Origin of the sequence: Paractinoplanes atraurantiacus (genome assembly GCF_900215205.1) — a bacterium.
GTDB classification, from domain to species: domain Bacteria; phylum Actinomycetota; class Actinomycetes; order Mycobacteriales; family Micromonosporaceae; genus Actinoplanes; species Actinoplanes atraurantiacus.
In genome coordinates, this window is record NZ_OBDY01000002.1 from 208,886 (window position 1) to 232,823 (window position 23,938).

General features: G+C 74.9%; 4 protein-coding genes. All 4 read left to right on the forward strand.

Annotated features, from left to right (window positions below; all coding sequences use genetic code 11):
• Positions 1 to 11 precede the first annotated feature (11 nt).
• Genes CRP55_RS07610 through CRP55_RS07625 form a run of 4 tightly spaced genes read left to right on the forward strand, consistent with a single transcriptional unit; the run spans position 12 to position 23,918 of the window.
• Positions 12 to 21,473, forward strand: a complete 21,462-nt coding sequence (locus CRP55_RS07610; protein ID WP_097318957.1) for an SDR family NAD(P)-dependent oxidoreductase — start codon at positions 12 to 14, stop codon at positions 21,471 to 21,473.
• On the forward strand, positions 21,470 to 22,426 hold the full coding sequence (locus CRP55_RS07615; RefSeq protein WP_097318958.1) for an LnmK family bifunctional acyltransferase/decarboxylase: 957 nt from the start codon (positions 21,470 to 21,472) through the stop codon (positions 22,424 to 22,426). Before CRP55_RS07610 ends, CRP55_RS07615 begins: the two co-directional genes overlap by 4 nt.
• Positions 22,423 to 22,668, forward strand: coding sequence for an acyl carrier protein (locus CRP55_RS07620; RefSeq protein WP_097318959.1), 246 nt, complete (start codon positions 22,423 to 22,425; stop codon positions 22,666 to 22,668). The genes CRP55_RS07615 and CRP55_RS07620 overlap by 4 nt, the downstream gene beginning before the upstream one ends.
• Positions 22,665 to 23,918, forward strand: coding sequence for a hydroxymethylglutaryl-CoA synthase family protein (locus CRP55_RS07625; RefSeq protein WP_097318960.1), 1,254 nt, complete (start codon positions 22,665 to 22,667; stop codon positions 23,916 to 23,918). The genes CRP55_RS07620 and CRP55_RS07625 overlap by 4 nt, the downstream gene beginning before the upstream one ends.
• The last annotated feature ends 20 nt before the right edge of the window (positions 23,919 to 23,938 follow it).

The following is a 23,938-nucleotide window of genomic DNA, read 5'->3' on the forward strand; positions in this document are numbered from 1 at the left end:
CCTGAAAACCGATGGCCGAACTCGTTTCCCGTGCCGTTCTCACCAGCGACGACTTCATCATGCGCCACCACCGGGTGCATGACGTGCCGGTGCTGCCGGGTGTCACCTTCCTGGACATCGTCTTCCGGATGCTGCGCGCCGCGGGGCTGGACCACACCCGCGCGGTGGTCCGCGACGTGCTGTTCGCGGAGGCCGTCGCCATCGTGGACGGCCACGACCGGGAGATCCGGGTGACGATCGGCGATCCGGTGGACGGCGCGGCGCCGGTCACCGCGGCGAGCCGCTGGCTCCGCAACGGCGAGCCGGTGTCGGACTGGCACGAGAACGTCACGGCCGAGCTGACCTACCGCGACACCCCGGAACCGGACCCGATCGACCTCGGCGCGCTGCGGGCCGGGGCGGAGCGGGTCGGTTCCTTCGCCGATCTCTACGAGCGGGCCCGGCGCGAGCACATCGTGCACGGCCCACCCATGCGCTGCGCCGGGCCGCTGCATCACGGCGCCGGCTACCTGCTGGCCGAGCTGAGCCTGGAGGCGCCCGGCGACGGCCACGACGCCGCCTTCCACCTTCATCCGGCCAAGCTCGACGCGTCCACCCTGGCCGGCTTCGGCCTGACCACGCCCTCCGGCGAGCACCCCTTCATACCGATGTTCGTCCGTGAGTTCCGGGCTCCCCGGCCGCTCACCGGCGCCTGCTATGTCCACGTGCCGAGGCCGGAGGTGCTCGCACCCTCCGGCGACGTGATCACCAGCGACTACGGCATCTACGACGCGGACGGCCGGTTCCTGGCCGGCTTCACCGGCATCACGTGCAAGCGCATCCGCCATCCCGAGCTCATCACCCGCCTGCTCGCCGACGCGTCCACACCGCCGGTCACCGCGCCGGCCGCGCACAACGGGGCGGTACGCTCGGCCGGCGCCGGCGCCGGCGCCGGCGCCGACCTGGTGGCGCGGCTCCGCACGGCCGTCGGCGCCCTGCTCGACCGGCCCGCCGACGAGATCCGCACCGACGCCGGCTTCTACGAGATCGGCCTGGACTCGCTGGCCCTGCTCCGCCTGGGCCGTGACCTGGAGACCCTGACCGGGCGTCCGCTCTATCCCACGCTGCTGTTCGAGCACAGCACCATCGACGCCCTGGCGAGCTTCCTGGCCGCGAACTATCCGATCGACCTCACCGGCTCCACCCCTGAGGCCGAGCCCGCGCCTCCGGCCGAGCCCTCGTCTCAGGAAGAGCACCCGGCCCGGGACGAGCCCGCCCTTCCGGCGGCGGAGCCCCCGGCGGCGCAGTCGCCCACCCGGACGGTCGGCATGACGGATCGGTGGATCGCCGACGACGCGGGCCCCCGGCGGCCGGCGGCCGGGCTGATCACGCTGACCGTGGGCGGTGACGGTACGGACCTGGCCGACCGGGCGGCCGTCGCGGCCATGGCCGGCGACGCCGCGGTCACGGACGTCGCGGTCCGCATCCCGGCCGGTACCGACGTGACGACCGCCTGCCGGGCACTGTGGACAGTCGCGGTGGTGCTCGGCGGACGGCCCTCGGCGGCGCCGGCGCGCCTCACCGCGGTCTGCGACGAGCGGGGCATCGACCCGGTGCGAGCGGCGCTGGGCGCGCTGGCCCGGACCATGACGGCGGAGACGCCGGCGCTGCGCTGCCGGGTCGTCACGGGGCTGCCGGCCGCCGAGGCGGCGGCGGACGACTCGGACGAGGCCGAGGTACGCCACGTGGACGGCCATCGCCTCGTACGCCGGTGGGAGCCCGCGGCCCTCGCCGACCGTCCGGGGGCGCTGCTCCGGCGCGACGCCGCCTACCTCGTCACCGGCGGCGCCGGGGGGATCGGCGGGCGGCTCGTGGAGCATCTCGCCCGGCTCGGCGCCCGCGTGATGGTCGCCGGCCGCCGGCCCGCCGAGGCTGAGGAGGTCGAGCGTCTGCTGGGTCTCGGCTCCGGGGTCGGTTACGTCCGCGCCGACGTGGCCACCCGGGCCGGCGCCGATCGTGCGGCCGAGGCGGCCCGGGCGAAGTTCGGGCGGTTGGACGGGGTGCTGCACTGCGCGGGCGTACGCCGGGACGGTCTTTACTTCCGGAAGCCCGCCGACGACTTCGCCGCCGTGCTGGGACCGAAGGCGCTGGGCGCCGACCATCTCGACGAGGCGACCGCGGGCGACGGCCTGGACTTCTTCGTGGTCTTCTCGTCCCAGTCGGCCGCCGTGGCCAACCCGGGACAGTGCGACTACGCGGCGGCCAATGCCTACGCCGAGGCCGCGATGGAACGCCGGGCCGCCCGCGCCGACCGGCCGGGGGTCAGCCTCGCGATCGGGTGGCCCTACTGGGCCGAGGGTGGGATGCGGGCGCCGGCCGACGTCATCGAGCGCGGCGAGCGGGAGAGCGGCCGGACGCCGTTGCCCACGGCGGAAGGGCTGGCCCTGCTCGAACGGCTGCTGCCACCGGCGTACCCCCGAATGGTGATTCTGCATGGCCGGGGCGGCGCCTTGGAGAGCCTGTTGCCGCCCGTGCCGGCCCAGCCGGCGGTGGTCCGGGAACCGGAGGCGATCGCCGTGATCGGGCTGGCCGGGCGATATCCGCAAGCCGATGGGCTGGACGTGTTGTGGCGCAACCTGGTGCAAGGCCGCGACTCCATCGTCGAGGTTCCGGCGGAGCGCTGGGACCACGAGGCGGTGTACGACCCGGAGCCGGGCCGGGCCGGGCGTACGTACGGCAAATGGGGTGGGTTCCTCGACGGCGTCGACCACTTCGACCCGATCTTCTTCGGCATCTCCCGCCGCGAGGCCGAACGGATGGACCCCCAGGAACGGCTGTTCCTGATGACCTGTTGGCACGCGCTGGAGGACGCCGGCTATCCGCCGGGCACGCTGCGCGGCGAGACCGTCGGCGTCTTCGCCGGCGTGATGTGGAACCACTACCAGATGCTGGCCGAGGCCGACGGCGGTGTCGCACCCACCGCCCTGCACGCGGCGGTCGCCAATCGGGTCTCGTACACGCTCGACCTGACCGGCCCGAGCATCGCCATGGACACCGCCTGCTCGTCGTCGCTCACCGCGCTGCACCTGGCCGTGCGCAGCCTCCAGTCGGGCGAGTGCGGCATGGCCCTGGCCGGTGGCGTCAACGCCACCCTGCACCCGCAGAAATACCTGCAACTGGCCCAGGGCCGCTGGCTGTCCACCGACGGCCGGTGCCGGGCCTTCGGCCGCGACGGATCCGGCTACGTGCCGGGCGAGGGCGTGGGCGCGGTGCTGCTGAAGCCGCTCAGCCGAGCGATGCGGGACGGCGACCACGTGTACGGGGTCATCCGCGCGACCGCGGTGAACCACGGTGGCCGCACCGGAGGCGTCGTCGTGCCGGACCCGGCGTCGCAGGCCGCGGTGATCGCGAGCGCCGTCCGGCAGGCCGGGTGGGATCCCGCGACCGTCGGATATGTGGAGGCGCACGGCACGGGCACCTCGCTCGGTGACCCCATCGAGGTGGACGGGTTGCGCCGGGTCCTCGGTGGTGGACGGGACGGCGAACCGTGCCTGATCGGCTCGGTCAAGACGAACATCGGCCACCTGGAGAGCGCCGCCGGCATCGCCGGGCTCACCAAGGTGCTGTTGCAGCTGCGCCACCGCACGATCGTGCCGTCGCTGCACTCGGCCGAGCCGAACCCGCACATCGACTTCGGCGACGGTGCCTTCGCGGTGCCGCAGACCGCCGTGCCGTGGGAACGGAGGGCGGGGGCGCCACGGCGGGCCGGGGTGAGCGCGTTCGGGGCGGGCGGAACCAACGCCCACGTCCTGGTGGAGGAGTTCGAGGACGAGAGGCCGGCGACGAGCGGTCGCGGGCCATGGCTCTTCGTGCTCTCCGCACGGGACGAGGAGACCTTGCGGTCGTACGCCCGGAGGTTGTCCCGTCACCTGCGGGACCACGCCGCACCGGCGACCGAGGTCGGCGGGCCGGTGGCGGAGCGTCTGGCCGGACGGCTCGGCGTGCCGGTGGCCGCTTTGAACGCGGAGGATCTGCTCGGCGACCTCGGCCTGGATCCGGGCGAGCTGTGGGCCCTGGCGCCCGGCGCGGAACCGGGCGACACGGTGGCGGAGGCGGTCGCGAAGGCCGGTGGCGGCGATGCGAGGCTGGCCGACATCGCCTACACGCTTCAGACCGGGCGTACGTCGATGGAGCACCGAATCGCCTTCGTGGCCGAGACGGCCGAGGAGCTGACGGAGCAGTTGACCGGGTACGCCGAGGGCGGCGTGCCGGCGGTACAGGGCGAGCCGGTTCTGTCCCCGGACGAGTGTGCCGTGGCGTTCCGGGAGGGGCGGCTGGCCGAGGTGGGCGCGGCGTGGAGCGCCGGAGTGGACGTGCCGTGGGCGGCGTGCCATCCGGCGGGCGCCGGGCGGCCCCGGCGGGTGCCCCTGCCCGGGTACCCGTTCCGGGAGGAGCCGATCTGGCTCGGGCGCGGCCGGTCGACGTTCGCGCCGGCTATTTCCGCGCCGGCTGTTTCCGCGCCAGACGTCTCCGCGCCGGACGTCTCCGCGCCGGACGGGCCGGAGCTGGAGGTGCGGCGGCTCGACGGCGGGCTGCTGCTGGTCACCATGCGGGCTCCGACTTTCACCAGCGGGTTGCTCGCGGCGCTGCGGGAGACCTTCGACGAGGTCGCGGCGGACGACGACGTCCGTGCCGTGGTGCTCACCGGCGCCGGTTCCGTCTTCAGCATGGGCGGCACCGCCGAGGCACTGAGCACGCTCGCGGCCGGGGACGGGCAGTTCTCCGACGTTCCGTTCCTCTACGAGGGACTGTTGCGATGCCGGCAGCCGGTGGTCAGCGCCCTGCAGGGGCACGCGGCCGGTGGTGGGCTGGCGTTCGGGCTCTACGCCGACATCGTCGTCCTCGCCCGCGAAGCCGAATACCGCGCCAACTTCCTCACGTACGGGTTCACACCGGGCCTCGGCGCGACGTACATCCTGGAACGCCGGTTCGGCGCGGCCGCCGCGGCCGAGCTGATGCTCACCGGGCGGCCCATGCGGGGCGAGGAGCTGGCCCGCCGGGGTGCCGACGTGAACGTCGTGGCGGGCGACGATGTGTTGCGCACCGCCCTCGACCTGGCCCGCGCGGCCGCCGGGAAGCCGGCCGAGGCGGTGCGGGCGCTCAAGGCCGATCTGGCCGGGCGGGTCCTCGACCGTCTGCCCGAGGTGATCGGGCGGGAGCTGGCGATGCATCAGAAGGTGCTCGGCCCGGAGGCGGAGAAGCTGGTCCAGGACTACTTCGCCCGCCGGGGCGAAGGGCCGGCCCCGCAGCCCGAGCGGGCCGTCGTGACGGCCCGTCCGAGCGCACCGGTCGAGCCCGAAGTCACCGAGGTCGCCGCCGCGGCGGACGAGAAGGAGGTGGCGGCGGCGATCGAGGAGATCGTGGGCGGGGTGCTCTACCTGGACCGGCACGAGATCTCGCCGTCGGCCACCTTCGCCGATCTGGGCCTCGACTCGGTGAGCGCGGTCGAGGTGGTGGGACAGGTCAACCGCCGTTTCGGCACCGACCTGGACTCCGTGGCGGTCTACGACCACCCGACCGTGCCGGCCCTGGCGGCGGCCGTGGTCGCGGCCCTGACCCGGTCGGCCTCCCTGCATGCCTCGGCCGTCCGTCCGGCGGTGTCCCGGCGACGCGAGCCGACCACAGCGCCGGACGAGCCCGCCGATTCGCCGGCCGATTCGCCGGCCGATTCGCTCGCCGCTTCGCCGGCCGAATCGGCGGAGGACGCGGCCGTGGCGCAGGTCGGGCTTGCGCCGGGGCAGGTCGGTCTGGCGCCGCTGGGTCCCACCCGCGTGCCGCAAGCACGCGCTGAGGCCCCCGTCGGGGCCGAGCCAGCCGCTTCGCCTGTCGGGGTCGAGGGCGCCACTTCCGCCGATGTGGATGATCACCGCGCGGAGAGGCGGCTGGGCGCCGAGGTGGCGGTGATCGGCATGGCCGGGCGGTTTCCCGGCGCCGCCGACCTGAACGCGCTGTGGGCCAACCTCGCGGCCGGGCGCTGTGACATCGGTGAGGTGCCTCCGGAGCGGTGGGACCTGGAGCCGTACTTCGACGCCGATCGTCGCGCGGCGGGTAAAACGTACTCCCGCTGGGCGGCCCTGCTGCCGGACGTGGCGACCTTCGACGCGGCCTTCTTCCGGCTGTCGCCCCTCGACGCCGAGGCGATGGATCCCCAGCAACGGCTCTTCCTCGAGGAGGCCTGGCGGGCGCTGGAGGACGCCGGCTACGCGGGCGCCGCGCGGCCGCGCTCCTGTGGTGTCTTCGTCGGCTGCGGCGCCGGCGACTATCAGGATCTGCTGGCCGAAGCCGGGCTCGGCGACACCGGGCAGGCCTTCCTCGGTAACTCGCCGTCGATCCTCGCGGCCCGGATCTCGTACCTGCTCGACCTTTCCGGCCCGGCGGTGGCGGTGGACACGGCCTGCTCGTCGTCGCTGGTGGCGGTCGACCTGGCCACGGCCGCGCTGGCTCGCGGCGACTGCGACATCGCGCTGGCCGGCGGCGTCGCCGTGATGTCCACACCGAAGATGCAGGTGTGGACCAGCCGTACCGGCATGCTGTCGCCGACCGGGCGATGTCGGCCCTTCGACGACCGGGCCGACGGGATAGTCCTGGGCGAGGGCGCCGGGGTGGTGGTGCTCAAACCGCTGGAGCGGGCGCTCGCCGACGGCGACCACATCCACGGGGTGATCCGGGCCTGCGGGACCAACGGTGACGGCCGGACCAACGGGATCACCGCGCCCAGCGCCACCTCCCAGGCCGAGCTGATCTCCCGCGTCCACGCCCGGGCCGGCCTGCGGCCGGACGACATCGACTACGTCGAGACCCACGGTACGGGCACCGAGCTCGGCGATCCGATCGAGGTGAAGGCGCTGGCCGAGGTCTTCGGCCCGGCCGGGCGGCGACCGTGCCTGCTCGGCTCGGTCAAGGGCAACATCGGGCACACCACCATGGCGGCCGGCATCGCCGGGCTGCTCAAGGTGCTGCTGGCGCTGCGCCACCGCCAACTGCCACCGTCGGCCGGCTTCGACGTCCCGAACGCCCGCCTCGACCTCGACGCCACCCCCTTCGCGGTCGTGCGGGAACTGACCCCGTGGCGACCCGGGCCGTCCGGCCGGCGCACCGCGGCGGTCAGCAGCTTCGGCTTCAGCGGCACCAACTGCCACGTGGTGGTTTCCGAGCCACCGGCCCGCCCGCCGCGGCCCCGATCGGCGGAAGCGGCGCCGGTGCTCGTACCGGTCTCCGCCCGCACCGACCGGGACCTGCGCCGCCGGCTCGTCGAGCTGGAAACGGCGGTGACCGCCGACCTGTCACTGACCGACATCGCCTACACACTCGCCGTCGGCCGCCCACACCTGACGATCCGGCGTGCCGTGGTGGCAGCCGACCACGACGAGCTGCGGGCCGGCCTGCGGGCCGCCGCCGCGTCCCTGCCCGACAGCGCCCTGGCCAACAGCGCGGTGGCCGCCGAGGTGATGGGAGGCGACGCGGTGGCTGACGGCGCGGTGGCTGACGGCGCGGCCGGCTCCGGCGATCCGGCCGCCGACGTGCGGCTCGCCCGGGACGCCGGTGACGGCGACGTCCGCCGAGAGGCGCTGGAACGGCTGGCCGCCGCGTACACGGCGGGGCGGGACGTGAACTGGCCGGAGCTTCACGATGCCGGCCGTGCCCGCCGCGTGCCCCTGCCCGGCTATCCGTTCGCCGGCGACCGCCACTGGCCAACCCCCGCCCGCGAGTCCTCCGAGCCGCCGCGGGCAGAGGACGACGCGGGACCGGGGCTACTGATGCGGCGGATCGTCGTGACTCCGGACGACACACTGCTGGCCGGGCACACCGTCGCTGGACGGCCGATGCTGCCGGGTGCCGCGGCCCTCGAGCTCTTCCTGACCGCGGCGCGGGACGCGGGCCTGCCCGCTCCGGTCACGCTGCGGTCGGTGCGGTGGACGCGCCCGGCCCTGGTCACCGAACCGCTGGAGATGCGGCTGACGGCGACCCCCACGGCCGACGGACTCGCGCTCGCCTTGGGTGATGACGGCGGTGACTACGCGCGGGCCACGGCCGTCCCGGGCCGCCCCGAGCCGGAGCCGCTCGACCCGGCGGCCGTGTCACAGCGATGTCCGCAGGAACGACAGGCCGACGACCTCTACGCGGAGTTCGCCGCCGGCGGCGTCGACTACCAGGGCCGGTTCCGGGGCCTGGCGGCGGTGCGGTGGTCGGCGGGCGAGGCGCTGGGCGAGCTGGGCGATGGCGGAACCGCCGACACCGCGGCCACGCTGGACGTCGCCGTGCAGGCCGCCCTGCCGCTGGTCACGGGCAGCGCGGACGGCCCGCTGCTGCCGTTCGTGGCCGACGAGGTACGGATGTGGCGCCCGGCCACAGATGTCCGGCACAGCCACGTCGTCGACGACGGGACGGGACGCCTCACCGTGCTCCTGGCCGCCGCCGACGGCCGGCCCTGCGCGGCGATCGCCGGCCTCACGCTCCGCCCGGCCTCCCGGCCCGCCGGACCCGACCTCGGCGACATGCTGTACGTCCCGGAATGGGGCGAAGCCGCCCCGGCCGCCGAACCGGCGCCGGCCGAACGGGTGGCCGTGGTGGCCGACCCCGCCGACCCGTTCGCGCACGCCCTGCTGCGCGCCCACGGGGCCGTCCAGACGATGCTCATCGCGCCCCGCGACGCGGCGGTTCTGGCCACCGACCCCGAGCGGCCCTTCGACCGGGTCTACGTCGTGGCCGACAGCGCCGCGGACGAGCCGCACGAGCCCGCCGTCTCGTTCCTGCGCACCCTCCGGGCGCTCGACCGGCGCGAGCTGGCCCTCACCGTGGTGCTTCGCCGCGCCATCGGCCCGGGCGCCGACCCCCGGGCCGCGGCCGCGACCGCCGGTCTGACCGGTCTCGCCAGCGCCGTCGCGGCGGAGCGCCCACTGTGGAGGGTTTCCTGCGTCGACATCGGCGCCGCCTCGGACGACGACGCCGCCCGGGCCGTCGCCGCGGAAGGACCTGGCGTTGTCGTACGGCGCGACGGCCACCGCCTCGTACGCCGATTGACGCCCGCCCCGTCGCTGCCGGACCGGCCGTCGCCGTTGCGCACCGGGGGAACGTACGTGATCGTCGGCGGCGCCGGCGGCCTCGGGCTGACGCTCAGCCGCCGACTGGCCCAGCACTGTGCCGCTCGCCTGGTCTGGCTGGGGCGCCGCCGGATGGACGCGGAGATCCGGTCGGCCGCAGCCGAGGTCGCGGCCCTCGGCGGAGAAGTCCTCTATCTGACCGCGGACGTCGCCGACCCCGCGGCCCTGCGCGCCGCGCTGCGGACGGCGCGCGACCGGTTCGGCCCGCCGCACGGGGTGGTGCATTCGGCGCTGGTGCTGCGCGACCGCGTCGTCGCCGGGCTGACCGACGAGGAGCTCACCGAGACGCTGGCGCCCAAGGTGGCCGGTGTGCTGGCCCTGGCCGAGGCGGTGCGCGGCGAACAGCTCGACTTCCTCGCTCTGTTCTCCAGCGCGCTCGCCTTCGCCCCCGCGCCGGGGCAGGGCGCCTACGCCGCGGCCACCGCGGCGGAGGACGCCTTGGGCCTCGCGTTGCGTGCGGAGGGGCTGCCCGTCACGGTGGTCAACTGGGGCTTCTGGGACACGGTCGGCGCGGTCAGCACGCCGGAGCACCGGGCCCGGTTCGCCGAGCTGGGCATCGAGCCGATCGGGCCGGACGACGGGATGGCCGCGCTGGAACGGATCCTGGCCGCCCGGCTGCCGCAAGCACTCGTCGTACGCGGGAATCCAGAGGGTTTGCGCCGGCTCGGCGTCGCCTCGCCCGAGTCCGGTGTACGCCGGGCGATGGCCGACTATCTTCGCCTGGACGAGCTGGGTCGCCGTCTGCTGGCCGACCGGATGCGGGCCCTGCCGGGCATGCCGGCGCCGGGGGAGGACGTACCGGCCGAGGTCCTCGCCGACCGGGTCGGGGTGGCGCCGCAGCAGCGCCGGTTGTTCGGCGCCGTCCTCGAGATGCTGAGCCGTCCCGCCACGGGGTCCGGGCCCGGCCCGGAACTGGCGCCGCACCAGGACCTGCTGCGCCGATGCGTGGACGCCCTCCCGGACGTCCTCACCGGCGCCCGGCAGGGCGTCGAGGTGCTCTTCCCGGGCGGTTCGGCCGACCAGCTCGCCGGTATCTACCGCGGCGACCCGGGCGCCGACTTCCACCACCGGCTGCTCGCCGGCGAGGTGGTGGCGGCCGCCCGCGCGGCCGGACGGCCCGCCCGGATCCTGGAGATCGGCGCCGGCACCGGATCCAGCACCGGGTTCGTGCTGCGAGCGTGCGCCGACCTGGAGCCGCCGCCGGCGTTCACCTACACCGACGTGTCGCCGGCGTTCGTGCGGCACGGCGCCGAGACGTTCGGCTGGTACCCGGCGCTCGACACGGCCGTCTTCGACGTGGAGCGCGATCCCACCGCGCAGGGCCTGCCCGCCGGCGAGTTCGACGTGGTGCTGGCGACCAACGTGCTGCACGCCACGGCGGACCTGCGGGCCACCCTCCGGCACGCCCGGTCGCTGCTGCGCCCGGGCGGCGTGCTCCTGGTCAACGAGGTCACCCGCCGCTCCGACTTCCTCACCCTCACGTTCGGCTTGACCAGCGGATGGTGGCGCTTCCAGGACGGCGACCGGCGGCTGCCGCACGCCCCGCTGGTGAGCCCGGCCGGATGGCGCTCGACACTCGAGCAGTCCGGTCTCGCCGTCGGCGCGGTCCTCGGCGTACCGGATCTGGCGCCGGACCAGCTCCACCAGTGCGTCCTCGTCGCTCGCCGCCCGGTCACGCCGGAGGCGGAGGCGGCGGCGCCGGAGCCGCGCGACGTCCGCCGCTACGTCGCGGGGGTCTTCGCCGAGGTCCTCAAGTTCCGCGACGCCGCGCTCGACCCGCGGGCGACGTTCGACACCTTCGGCGTGGACTCGCTGGTCAGCCTGTCCATCATCGACCGGCTGGCCCGCGACCTCGGCGATCTGCCGGCGACCCTGCTGTTCGAGCACCAGACGATCGAGGAACTCGCCACCCATCTGACGGCCACTCGCCGCGAGCGCCTCGCCGCGACCCTGAACCCGCCGAACCCGAACGCGCAGGCTGCCCCGGCCGAGTCCGCGCCGGTGGTGACCCGGACGGAGCCGGTGGCGGCCAGGCCCGAACCGGTCGAGGAGGACGGGATCGCCGTCATCGGAGTCGCCGGGCGTTATCCGGGCGCGGCCGACCTGGACGGGTTCTGGGCCGAGCTGGCCGCCGGGGCGAGCGGCGTCACCGAGGTCCCGGCCGAGCGGTGGGACTGGCGCGAGCACTTCGACCCGCGGCGCGGCCGGCCGGGGCGCACCTACGGGCGGTGGGGCGCCTTCCTCGACGGGGTCGACCAGTTCGACCCGTCCTTCTTCTCGATCCTGCCCCGCGACGCGGCGGCCATCGATCCGCAGGAACGGCTCTTCCTCGAGACCTGCTGGACGCTGCTGGAGGACGCCGGATATCTCGGCCCGCACCGCCGCGAGCCGGCCACGGGCGTCTTCGCGGGCACGATGTACGACTCGTACGGGCGCATCGCGGCCGCCACCGGCTGGCCGGCCGGCCGCTTCACCGACGGCAACTCCTCGCGCTGGTCCGTGGCCAACCGGGTCTCGTACACCCTGGATCTGCGTGGCCCCAGCCTGGCCGTGGACTCGGCCTGCTCGTCGTCGCTGACCGCCGTGCATCTCGCGGCCGAGAGCCTGCGCCGCGGGGAATGCCGCATGGCCATCGCCGGCGGCGTCAACCTGGTTCTGCACCCGGCCCACCTGGTTTCGCTGAGCGCGCTGAACATGCTCTCGGCCGACGGCGCCTGCAAGGTGTTCGACGAGCGGGCCGACGGCTTCGTCCCCGGCGAGGGCGTGGGCGCGGTGCTGCTCAAGCCACTCGCCGACGCGCTGGCCGACGGCGACGAGGTGTGGGCGGTGCTGCGCGGCAGCCACGTCAACGCCGGCGGGCGTACGGCCGGTTACACCGTCCCCAACCCCAACGCCCAGGCCGAGCTGGTGGTGGAGGCGCTGCGCCGGTCCGGGGTGGACCCGCGGCGCCTGGGCTACGTGGAGGCGCACGGCACCGGGACGTCGCTGGGCGATCCGATCGAGGTGGCGGCGCTGAGCCGGGCCCTGCGGGAGGCCGGGGCGCCGGAACGGTGCGCGGTCGGTTCGGTGAAGGCCAACATCGGCCACCTCGAAGGGGCGGCCGGCATCGCGGGCCTCACCCGGGTGCTGCTGCAGATGCGGCACGGGCGGATCGCACCGTGCGCCAACCTCGAACGCGCGAACCCGAAGATCGACCTCGCCGGTTCGCCGCTGTTCCTCCCGGTCGAGCTGACCGACTGGCCCGAGGAAAGCCGGGTGGCGGGGGTCAGCTCGTTCGGTGCGGGCGGAGCCAACGCGCACCTGGTGCTCACCGCTCATTCCGGGCCACCGCGGCCCGGCCCGGCCGAGCCGGCACCGGCCGGCGGCCTGGTGCTGCTGTCCGCGCGAAGCGCCGATCAGCTGCGCCGCCGCGCGGGCGATCTGGCCCGGCACGTCGCCGAGCGCCCCGAGCTGTCGCTGCGCGACCTCGCCTACACGACGCAGATAGGCCCGGCCGAGATGACGCATCGGCTGGCCGTGCTCGCCACCGACGTCCAGGAGCTGGCGACCCTGCTGCGGGCGGCGGCCGACGGCGAGTCCCAACCCGGCGTGGTGACCGGCACCGCCGCTCCCACCGCCGACATCGACGAGGTCGTCCGGCCCGCCCCGCAATCGGGGGAGCACGAGCTCGCGGAGGCGGCCCGCCGCTGGGTCGACGGAGCCCCGGTGGACTGGCGCGGCCTGTGGCCGAACCCACGGCCGCGCCGGGTCCCGCTGCCGCCCTACCCCTTCGACCGCCGCCGCTTCTGGCTGCCCGATCCCACACCGGCCACTTCAGAGGCGGCAGATTCAGCCCTCACCGGATCCGCCCCAGCCCTGCCCGCGTCGGCCGGTCCTGCACCCGCAGAGCTCGCGCCGGCCTCTTCCGCGCCGGCCTCTTCCGCGCCGGCCACGCCCGCGCTGGTCGGTCCGGTGCCCGTCGAGCCCGCGCCGGCCCCTGCTTTCGGCTCGGCTCGTGAAGGGCTGGGCGCGATGTGGCCTTTGACCGGGCCCGCCGCCCTCGACCACCGGGTTGCCGGGGAACGCCGGGCCTCCGCGGCCGCGCTGCTCCAGATCGCCGCGGCGGCCGTCGGCGGGACGGACGGGCCGGTGCGGCTCACCGACGTGCGGTGGCGGTCGGTGGTCCGGCCTGACCGGGCCGGTGAACGGGTGCACGTCACGGTCGAGCCGGGGCCCGGCGGCGGTGCCGTCTTCCGGATGCGCGAGACGCCCGACGGGCCCGTTGCCGCCGAGGGACGTTCGGGCGAGCCGGCCGGCCCGGCGCCCCAGGGAGACCTCGCGGGCTGGCGGGCCGCCTGCCGGCGTCCGGTGGACGTGGCCCAGTGCTACGCCGGAATGCGATCCGCCGGGCTGGAACACGGCGCGGAGCTGCGGGTTCTGCACCAGGCCTGGACCGGCGAGGCGAGCGTGCTGGCCTGGCTGGCGCGGCCCGGCTCGGCGTTCGATGCGGCCTATGCCGACGACGTGGGCGGCGCGGCGTTCGACGCGGCGCTGATCGACGGCGCCATGCAGGCGCTGTCCTGCCTGGCCGCCGACGGTGCCCGGTTCCTACCGGTCGGCGTGGACGCGGTCACCGGCTACGCGCCCGTGCCGCCCGCCTGCTGGGCCTACGGCCGGGAAACCACGACGGGCGCGGATCGGCGCTTCGACCTGTGGCTCGCCGACGACGCCGGGCGGGTCGTCCTGACCATGACCGGCCTGCGGGTGGCGCCCACGGGCCCGGAGGTCCCCTCGGCCGTCCAGTTCCTGCGCCCGGTCTGGCAGGCGGAACCGGCGGGCCCGGCCGGAACACCGCCCGCCCGGGTTCTCGTCCTGGCCGACGGCCCGATCGGCGAAGCGGTCACCCGCCGAGTCGCCGCGCTGGGCGCCCAGGTAGTCCGTGCGGACGAGGACCCCGAGGCCGTCGTCCACTGGATCGCCCCGGACGCCCGGCCCGAGGAGTCGCTCGGCGCCGTCCTGTGGACCGCCGCGGCCATTGTGGACATGGCCCCGCTGCGGGTCGTGACCGGCTATGCCGCGTCGGACGGCGTCGTGCATTCCGGATCGGCCCTGCCCGCCATGGCGGACGGTGCCGCGCACCCCGGATCGACCCCGCACGCCGCGGCGGACGGCGCTGTGCACCCCGGATCGGCCCTGCCCGCTGCGCTGCGGACCCTGGCGCTGGAGCATTCCCGGTTCGGTGCCGCCGCGGTCACCGTGGGCCTCGACGCGGATGCCGAGACCGTCGCGGGGTGGCTGGTCGACGAGCTCGGCCGGACGCCCGCGGCCGGACCGGCCGAGGACCGGGTGGCCGAAGTCCGGCACCTCGGCGGGTTCCGGGAGCGCCGGGTACTGCAGCCGTTCGAGCCCGGGACGGCGTCGACCCTCGTACGCCCGGGCGGCATCTATCTCGTGACCGGTGGCGCCGGCGCTCTCGGCCGCCGGGTGGCCGTGCACCTGGCGGCCCAGGCGCCGGTGACCGTCGTGCTGGCCGGGCGTTCGCCCCGGGCCGGCGCCGAGGTGGCCGGCCTGGAGTACCGGCAGGCCGACCTCACCGACGCCGGCGAGGTGCGCGCCCTGGTCGAGGGGATCCGGCGTGACCACGGGCCGCTGAACGGCGTCGTGCACGCCGCCGGGGTGCACCGGGACGCTCTGGTCACCCGCAAGGACCGCGGCGATCTGACCGCGGTGCTGGGGCCGAAGGTGCTGGGCGCCGTCCATCTCGATGAGGCCACCGCGAACGACCGGCTGGATTTCGTCGTCTACTTCTCGTCGATCGCAGCGCGGATGGGCAACGCGGGGCAGGCGGATTACGCGTACGCCAATGCCTATCTCGACGAATACGCGGCGGCAAGGCAGGCGCGGGGTTCCGGCCGTACGGTGTCGATCTGCTGGCCGCTGTGGGCGGAGGGCGCCATGTCGGTCGACGACGCCACCCGCCGGGTGCTGGCCCGCAGGTTCGGCAGCGTGCCGCTGGACACCGCGAGCGGCCTTCGCGCGTTCGACCGGGCTCTCGCGTCGGCCGAACCGTGCGTCGTGGTCGACAGCGTGGCCGCACCCGCGCCCGCCCCGAAGCCGGTGCCGCCGCGGGCCGCCCCGGCGCCCGTCCCCGTCGGCGACATCGAGGCCGAGCTGCGCCGGATAGCCGCCGGTTTCCTGCTGGTGGAGGAGCGGGACGTCGACCTCGACGCCGATCTCATGGACGCCGGCTTCGACTCGATCTCGCTCACCGAGCTGGTCAACAAGGTCAACGACCGGTACGGCCTCGACCTGCTGCCGACGATCCTGTTCGAATGCGGCACGCTGCGCCGCTTCGCCACCCAGCTGGCCGAGGAGCACGCACCCACCGCTTCCGCCGAGCCGCCGGAGCCGACCACCCCGGCCGAGCCGACCGCACCGGCCGAGCCGACCGCACCGGCCGAGCCGACCGCACCGGCCGAGCCGACCGCACTGGCCGAGCCGACCGCGCTGGCCGAGCCGGTCGAGCCGGTGGAAGCCACCACACCGGCCGAGCCGGTGGCACCGGTGGAGCCGAGCGCGCCGGCCGATATTCGGGTGTCCACGCCGGTCGCGATGGTCGGCATGGCCGGCATGCTCGCGAGCGCGCCCGACCTCGACGAGCTCTGGCGCCGCCTGGCCGAAGGCGCCGACCTGGTCGGGCCGGTTCCGGCCGACCGCGCCGACCTGCGCGCCGACCCGGCCACCGCGCAGGCGCGAGGCGGTTTCCTGGCCGACGTGCGCGGTTTCGACGCCGCCCTGTTCGGCATCTCCCCGCGCGAGGCGGCCCTCATGGACCCGCAGCAGCGGCTCTTCCTGCAGACCGTCTGGCGCTGTGTGGAGGACGCCGGGTACGCCCCGGCCGACCTCGCCGGCACCGAGACCGGCCTGTTCGCCGGGGTGTCCGCGTGCGACTACGACGATTTGCTGCGCGACCACGGCGTCCCGGTCGAGGCCCATACCGCCAGCGGCATCGCGCACTGCATCCTCGCCAACCGGGTCTCGCACCTGCTCGACCTGCGCGGGCCGAGCGAGGCCGTGGACACCGCCTGTTCCAGCGCCCTGGTGGCGTTGCACCGGGCCGTACGCGCCGTGCAGACCGGCGAGTGCGAGGCGGCCGTCGCCGGCGGCGTGAACGTGCTGCTCAGCCCGGGCCTTTTCGTGGCGTTCGGTAAGTCCGGCATGCTCAGCGCGGACGGCCGCTGCAAGACCTTCGACAGCGCCGCCGACGGGTACGTGCGTGGTGAGGGCGTGGGCGCCGTCCTGCTCAAGCCGCTCGACCGAGCGCGGGCCGACGGCGATCACATCTACGCGGTGATCCGCGGCAGCGCGGTCAACCACGGCGGCCACGCCACCTCGCTGACCGCGCCGAACCCGGTGGCGCAGGCTCGGGTGATCGAGGCGGCGCACCGCAGCGGCGGCATCGACCCGGCCACCGTCTCCTACATCGAGACGCACGGCACCGGCACCCGGCTCGGTGACCCCATCGAGATCGAGGGGCTCAAGCGGGCGTACGCCGATCTCGGCGCCCCGCCGGCGCCGGACGGCCGCCCCTGGGTGGCCCTCGGCGCGCTCAAGGCCAACATCGGGCACCTGGAGCCGGCGGCGGGCATCGCGGGCGTGCTCAAGGTGCTGCTCTGCATGCGGCACGGGCAGCTGCCGCCGATCGCCCACCTGGAGCAGCCCAACCCGTATCTGCGGCTGGACGGCACCCCGTTCCGGCTGAACCGCGAGCTGACGCCGTGGGCCGGCCGCCCGGCCGGCGACGGCACGACGGTCCGGCGCGCGGGGGTGAGCTCGTTCGGCTTCGGTGGCACCAACGCGCACGTCGTCCTCGAGGCCGTCGAGGACGACCCGGCCGAGCCCTGTCCGGCCGGCCCGCACGTGGTGCCGCTGTCCGCTCCGGCCGAGGTGGCCCTTGTGGAGTACGCCGGACGCCTGGCCGATCACCTGGCCGGGCTGCCGGCGGAGCAGTTCCCGCGGGCGGCGTACACCTTGCAGGTGGGCCGCCAGCCACTCGGGCACCGTCTCGCCTTCGCGGCGGCCGACCGCGACGAGGCCGTGCGCGTCCTGCGCGCGGTGGCCGAGGGCGCCGCACCGGACGGCGTGCATCGGGCCGTCGCCGAGCGGGACGCCCCGTCCCTGCCGTCCGGCGCCGCGCCGGGCGACCTGACAGCCGGCTGGGTGAGGGGCCGTTCCGTGGCGTGGGCCGACCGCTGGCCGGCCGGCATGCGCCGCCTCGCGGGCCTGCCCAGCTTCCCGTTCGCGGCCACACCGCACTGGTTCGCCGACCCGCCGCCCGCACCCCGTCCCGACGACCCGGAGGCGACCATGCAGGACGCCGCACCCCTCCCGCCGACTCCCACACCCACCCCGACCCCGGTCCCGGCCTCGCCCCGCGAGCGACTCGAGCCGGCGGCGGCCCGCCCGAGAGTCCGGCTGGCTCCGGCCCGTCCGGATGCGGGGACCGAGCCGGTCCGGGTGACCGCAGACCCGGAGACAGCCGACCCCGTCCCGGCGCAGGGGAATGGATACGAGCCCGGCCCCGTCCCGGCGCAAAGGAATGGGCGCGAGCCTGGCCCTGTCCGGGCGCAAGGGAGCGGACACGAGCCCGGTCCCGCCCCGACGCGGGAGAACGGACACGGGCCCGGCGCCATGCAGACGAACGGGCAGGCGAACAAAAGCACGAACGGAAGCAGGAACGGAAGCGGGAACGTGAAGGCGGCCGCCGGCATCATCCGGGACCGGCTCGCGGAGATCCTCGGTGCCTCGCCGGACGATCTGAGCGCCACCCAGCCCTTCGCCGACCTCGGCCTCGACTCGATCTTCCGGATGGAGTTGGTGCGCCAGCTGAACACCGCGCTCGGCGTCGACCTCACGGGCCCCGACCTCTACGAGCACGACACCGTCGAGTCCCTGGCCGAGTTCGTCGACGGCGCGGCCACAGTCCAGCCCGCTGCCCCCGAGCCGACCGAGGATCTCACCGCCGATCTCGTCGCGCTGGCCACCGAGCTGACCGGGCGACCGTTCCCGCCCGCCCTGGGTTTCACCGACGCCGGATTCACCTCGTTCGACATGCTTCGCATGATCAGCGTGCTCGAGCGGCGTTTCGGCCCCCTGCCCAAGACCTTGCTCTTCGACCACCCGAGCATCGAGCTCCTCGCCGCCGACCTGGCCGGCCGTTCCCCGGCCAACACCGCCGCGCCGCTCAGCGCCGCGCGGCCGGCCGGCGGTGCAGTCCCGGCGTCAGCCACGACCGCCGCTGATGGCGAGCCGATCGTGGTCCGCAAACGCGCCCTCGCCGGCCATCCCGAGATCGCCGAGATCATCCGTGAGCTGGAGGCCGCGTACGGCAAGGAGGGTGGCCTCGCCGGCCGTGACATCGCCCCTCTCGCCCTTCTCGGCAGCGCCCGGCGCGGCTACTTCCACGTCTCGATCCGCGACGACGTGCTGTTCGCGTGGAGCTACGTCGGACCGGCCGACTATTTCGAGGAGCTGGCCGCCGAGCTCATGCGCTACTCCCGCGCCCGCGGCCTGCGCCCGAACTTCCTGTCCATGCTGCATCTGGAGACGATCGCCGGTGAGCCGGTCACGGCCACGCCGTTCGGCGCGGTGCAGCGGCTGGAGGACATCCAGGGTTTCAAGCTGAGCGGCGGCCGGATGTCGCGGCTGCGCTACATGGTGCGGCACTTCGAGAGGGAGGCGCCATGCCGCGTCGTGGAGTGCCGCTCCGGTGACGACCCCGAGGTCGACCGCGCCGTCGCCGAGATGCTGGACCGCTGGACCGAGAACAAGACGATGGTCAATCCGTACGTCCACATCGTGCGCGAGGAGATCCGGGCCGGCCGCCTCGACGAGCGGCACCGGCTCTTCCTCACCTATTCCGGCGAGGAGCTCGCGAACGCCGTCATCATCACCCGCATCCCGTCGGAGAACGGCTTCCTGCTGGATCTGGAGTTCTATCCGCGTCGGGCCCGGCTCGGCGGGCTGGAGACGGCGATCGTGCGGATCCTGGAGAAGCTCGCCGCCGAGGGCTGCGAGATGTTCAGTTTCGGCGCCAGCTTCGGCGTGGCGATCACCTCGTCGCCCAATGCCGCCCCGGAGGTGGAGCGGGGCCTGGCCGAGCTGCGGTCGGCGAACATCTTCGGCGAGGGCAACTTCCAGTTCAAGAACAAGTTCCGCCCCACGAACCTGCCGATCTACCTGTGCCAGCCGGCCGGCGACGACCGCACCCCGGTGGCCGACGTCATTCTCATGATCGCGAGCCCGCCCACCGAGGAAGCTGAGGAGAGGGCTGCCGGGAACACCGTCCTGGCCGCGCACGGGTACAACCCGCTCGCCGTCCCGCACGACCGCGTCCCGCTCGACCTGCTCACCGACTCGTGGGCCGAGCTGGACGGGCCAGCGGTGCGGCAGCGCGCCGCCCGCCTGGCCGACCTGGCCGCCGCCCGCGCCGGGGACGAGGTGACGGCGGCCTGGCTGCCGCCCGGCCGGAGCCTGCTCACCGGCTCGGGCCGCGCCGCCGAGGCGCTGCTGTGCCGGTCCTGGCCGGGCCGCCGCGGCACGGTGTTGCACAACGGCCTGTTCCCCACCTGGTTCTCGGCGTTCGCGGAGCACGGCTTCACCCCGGTGCCGCTGGGCGCCGACCCGGCCGGCCGGCTCGGCGAGACGGGCGACGTCGCCTTCGTGGCGATCGAGTTGAGCACCAACGCGGCCGGCGGCGTGCCGGTCGCGCTGGAGACCCTGGCCGAGATCCGCGAACGTGGCGTGCCGCTCGTGCTCGACGCCACGCGCCTGCTGGAGAACGCCGCTTTCCTCGCCGAGGACGACCTGTGGGCGACCGCCGGCCGGCTGCTGGCCCAGGCCGACGCCGCGACGATCAGCCTGCCCAAGGACTTCGGGGTCACCGCGGGCGGCCTGCTGTTCACGCGCGACGAGGACCTGGCCCGGGCCGCCCGGGCCGAGCAGGCGGACCGCGGGCGCGACCTGCCGCTGGCCGCCCGCAAGGTGGCCGCCGCGGCCCTGGACGACGTCGACGAGGTCGCCGCCCTGGTCCGCACCCGGATGGCCGCCGTGGCCGCGCTCGGCCGGGCGCTGCGCGACGCCGGCCTGCCGGTGCGGGAGCCGTTCGGCGGCCACTGCGTCCTTCTCGACCTGGCGCGGCTGCCGGGCGCCGATCGGCTGGCCCACCCGACGGCGTCGTACCTGGCCTGGATCTTCGACGAGACCGGCATCCGCGGGGGCCCGCACCTGGGCGACACCCCGGAGCTGCGGCGCTGTGTGCGTTTCGCGGTGCCGCTGGGCCTCGGCGTCGACGAGGCGGCGGACGCCGGCGACCGGCTGGCGCGGCTGCTGACCTCGGGCGGCATGCCGGGAGACCTCGTGTCGGCGCGGCCGGTGGGCGCACCGCCCGGCAACCCGACCACGGAGGTCTACCACCCGGCCGCCGCCGTGCCGGACGACGTGGCCGAGGCGCTGCGCGCGGAGCACCGTGCGGCCGACGACAACGCCGCGGTGCTCGAGGAGGCGAACCCGGCCGTACGCCGGATGGCCGTCCCGGCGCCGGACGGCGGCCAGATCGAGGCTTTCGTGGCCGGCGCCGGGCCGACGCTTGTGCTGATGCCCCCGTTCAACATCGGCGCCGGTGTCTTCCGGGAGCAGTTCGCCGGGCTGTCCGACCGCTACCGGGTGGTGAGCGTGCACCATCCCGGCCTGGGCCGGTCGACCGGCGCCGGCGACCTGACCCTGGACGGCGTGGCCCAGCTGGTCCGCCGGGTGCTCGACGAGCTCGGCGGCGCCGGGCCGGTGCACGTGGCCGGCGCGTCCTTCGGCGGGCTCAACGCCCTGGCCTACGTGCTGCGCTACCCGCGGGACGTCGCCTCCCTGACGCTGATCGGCAGCTCGTACAAGATCGGTAATCGGGTGGGTGAGATCAACCGGCTCTCGGTGGTGGTGCGAGAGGACCTCGACGCCGTGCTGGCCGGCGCGCCCGATTCGCCGGTCGGGCCGCGGCGGGCCGAGATCGAGCGGCTGCTGCTGCGCTGCGAGAGCATGGACCCGCAGACCGGGTTGCGCTATCTGGACGTCTTCGCGGCCCGGCCGGACCTGCTGGCGCGGCTCGGTGATGTCAGCGTGCCCACCCTGATCATTCAGGGGCGGCACGACACGGTGATCCCGTTGAAGACCGCGCATCTGTTGCACGGCGCGGTGCCCGACGCGCGCTACGTCGAGCTGCCCGACGCGGGCCATTTCCCCACTCTCACCCACGCCGGCCGGGTCAACGAGCTGATCGCCGGCTTCCTGGGCGGCGACCGATGAGCGCCACGGTGCTGGCCGCCCGCCCGGGCCTGCGGCTGGTCGACGGTACGCCCGGCCAGGTGGCCCGCACCGAGCTGGTGACACCGGGCATGTGCGGGCCGAACGCGCTCTTCTTCGGCGCGATCGGCGACTGGACCTGGGACGCGGTGAGCGCCGCGTGCGGCACCAACGTCTACGACGCCCGGGTGGCCGGCGGCGCGCCGACCTATCTGTCCTTCTACTACTTCCACCTGCTCGGCACCGACCGGCTGCACCCGCTGCGGGTCACGTTCGGCGACCGCCTGCGGGTCGAGTCCGGCGTCTTCCGGCTGGCCAGCGAGTCGGTGCTGACGCTGCACCGGATCCGCTACGACGACGGCGCGCCGGACCGTCCGGTCGAGGCCGGCGAGCCCTTCACCGAGCCCGTCGAGGGGTGTCTGTACGCGGTGAACGTCAACCGCTGGATCGTGCGCGGCCGGCCGGACAGCAACCGCGGGCTGGCCCGGGGCGTACCGGCCGACTTCGTCACCGACGACCTGCCGCGGCTGCCGGCCGACTGGCCGCCCCGGCTCGCCTACACGCGGGCCCGGCGCGCCGGCGTGTTCGATCACGACCCGCCGGCCGGTCCGGGGGAGCCGGAGCGCTTCGCCGCCGACTATCCGGTCGAGGCGAGCCGTGACCTCAACGGCGTCGGCCTGCTCTACTTCGCGTCGTACTTCTCCATCGTGGACTGGGCCCTGCTGCGGCTGTGGCGCCGGCTCGGCCGCGACGACCGGTCGTTCGCCCGCCGGGTCGTGACCGACCAGCGCATCTGTTACCTCGGCAACGCCGACGCGGACGCGGTGGTGCGGGTCGAGCTGGCTCTGCGGCGCAGCGGCCCGGACGAGGTCGTCGACGTGTCGCTGACCGACCGGGCCAGCGGTGACCCGCTGGCGATCGCGGCGCTGCGCATGCGGCCGGGCGGCCCGCTGTGACCCGGGCCGACGTGACCGGTCACCTGGTCGCCGCGGTCGCCGAGGTCCTTCCCGGCGTGCCGGTCGAGCTCATCGGCGGCGACCGGCACCTGCGCGACCTCGGCGCCGACTCGGTGGAGCGCGTCGAGATCATCGTGGCCGTGCTGGACCGGCTCGGCCTCGACGAGCCGCTGTCCAGCTTCACCGACCTGCCCCACGTCGAGGCCATGGTGGATTTCCTGTGCGAGAGGAGCAGCCGATGACCGCGCCGGTCGGCGTCGAGGCGATGAACGTGTACTGCGGGGTCGCGCAGATCCCGGTGCCCGCCCTGTTCGCCGGGCGGGGGCTCGACCCCGCCCGGCTGGACAACCTGATGATGCGGCAGCGCTCGGTGGCGCTGCCGTGCGAGGACCCGGTCACCAACGCGGTGAACGCGGCCCGCCCGCTGCTCGACCGGCTGGGGCCGGAGACGGTGTCCCGGATCGAGCTGCTGGTCACCTCCACCGAGTCCGGGCTCGACCTGAGCAAGTCCGTGGCCTCGTACGTGCACGAGTTCCTCGGGCTCAGCCGCGCCTGCCGGGTGCTCGAGGTCAAGCAGGCCTGCTACGCCGCGACCGGGGCGCTGCAACTCGCCGCCGGGCACATCGCCTCGGGTTTCTCCCCGGGGGCCAAGGCGCTCGTCATCGGCACCGACATCTCCCTGGTCGACGAGGACGCCGCGTACGCCGAGCCGGCCATGGGCAACGGCGCGGTCGCCCTGCTCGTCGGCGACCGGCCCGAGGTGCTCACCCTCGACCCGGGCGCCTTCGGGCTGTACAGCTACGAGACGCTGGACTCGGCCCGGCCCGGCCCCACCTTCGACATCGCCGACGCCGACCGGTCGCTCTACGCCTATCTCGACTGTCTGAGCCACAGCTTCCGCGACTACCGGTCGCGGGTGGAGACCGCCGACTACGCCACGACGTTCGACCTGCTGGCCATGCACACCCCGTTCGCCGGCATGGTGCGGGCCGGGCACCGCAAGATGATGCGCGAGTTCGCCGGCACGCTGCCGGCCGCGGCGACTGACGACTTCGAGCGCCGGGTGGCGCCGTCGCTGGTCTATCCGGCGGCGGTGGGCAACATGTGCTCCGGCTCGGTCTATCTGGCCCTGGCCAGCCTCGTCGACCACGCCGACGTCTCGGCCGGGGCGCGGGTCGGCCTTTTCTCGTACGGGTCGGGATGCTCGTCCGAGTTCTTCAGCGGCCTGGTCGACGCTCGTTCGGCCCGGGCCGTCGGCGCCGCCGGCATCGCCGGGCACCTCGCGGCCCGCGCCGAGCTGAGCTTCGACGAGTACGCCGGCCTGCTCCCCGCCACCCGGCGCAGCCTGCTTCCGGAACGCGACGTGGTGCTGGAGCCGGAGCGCCACGCCGGCCTGCTGGCCCGGTACGGCGACCGCCGCGACCTGCTGATCCGCACCGGCACCAAGGAACACCATCGCACGTACGAGTGGGCCGTCGCCGGTTCCCGGTGATCCGGCCCGGTGAGGAGAGA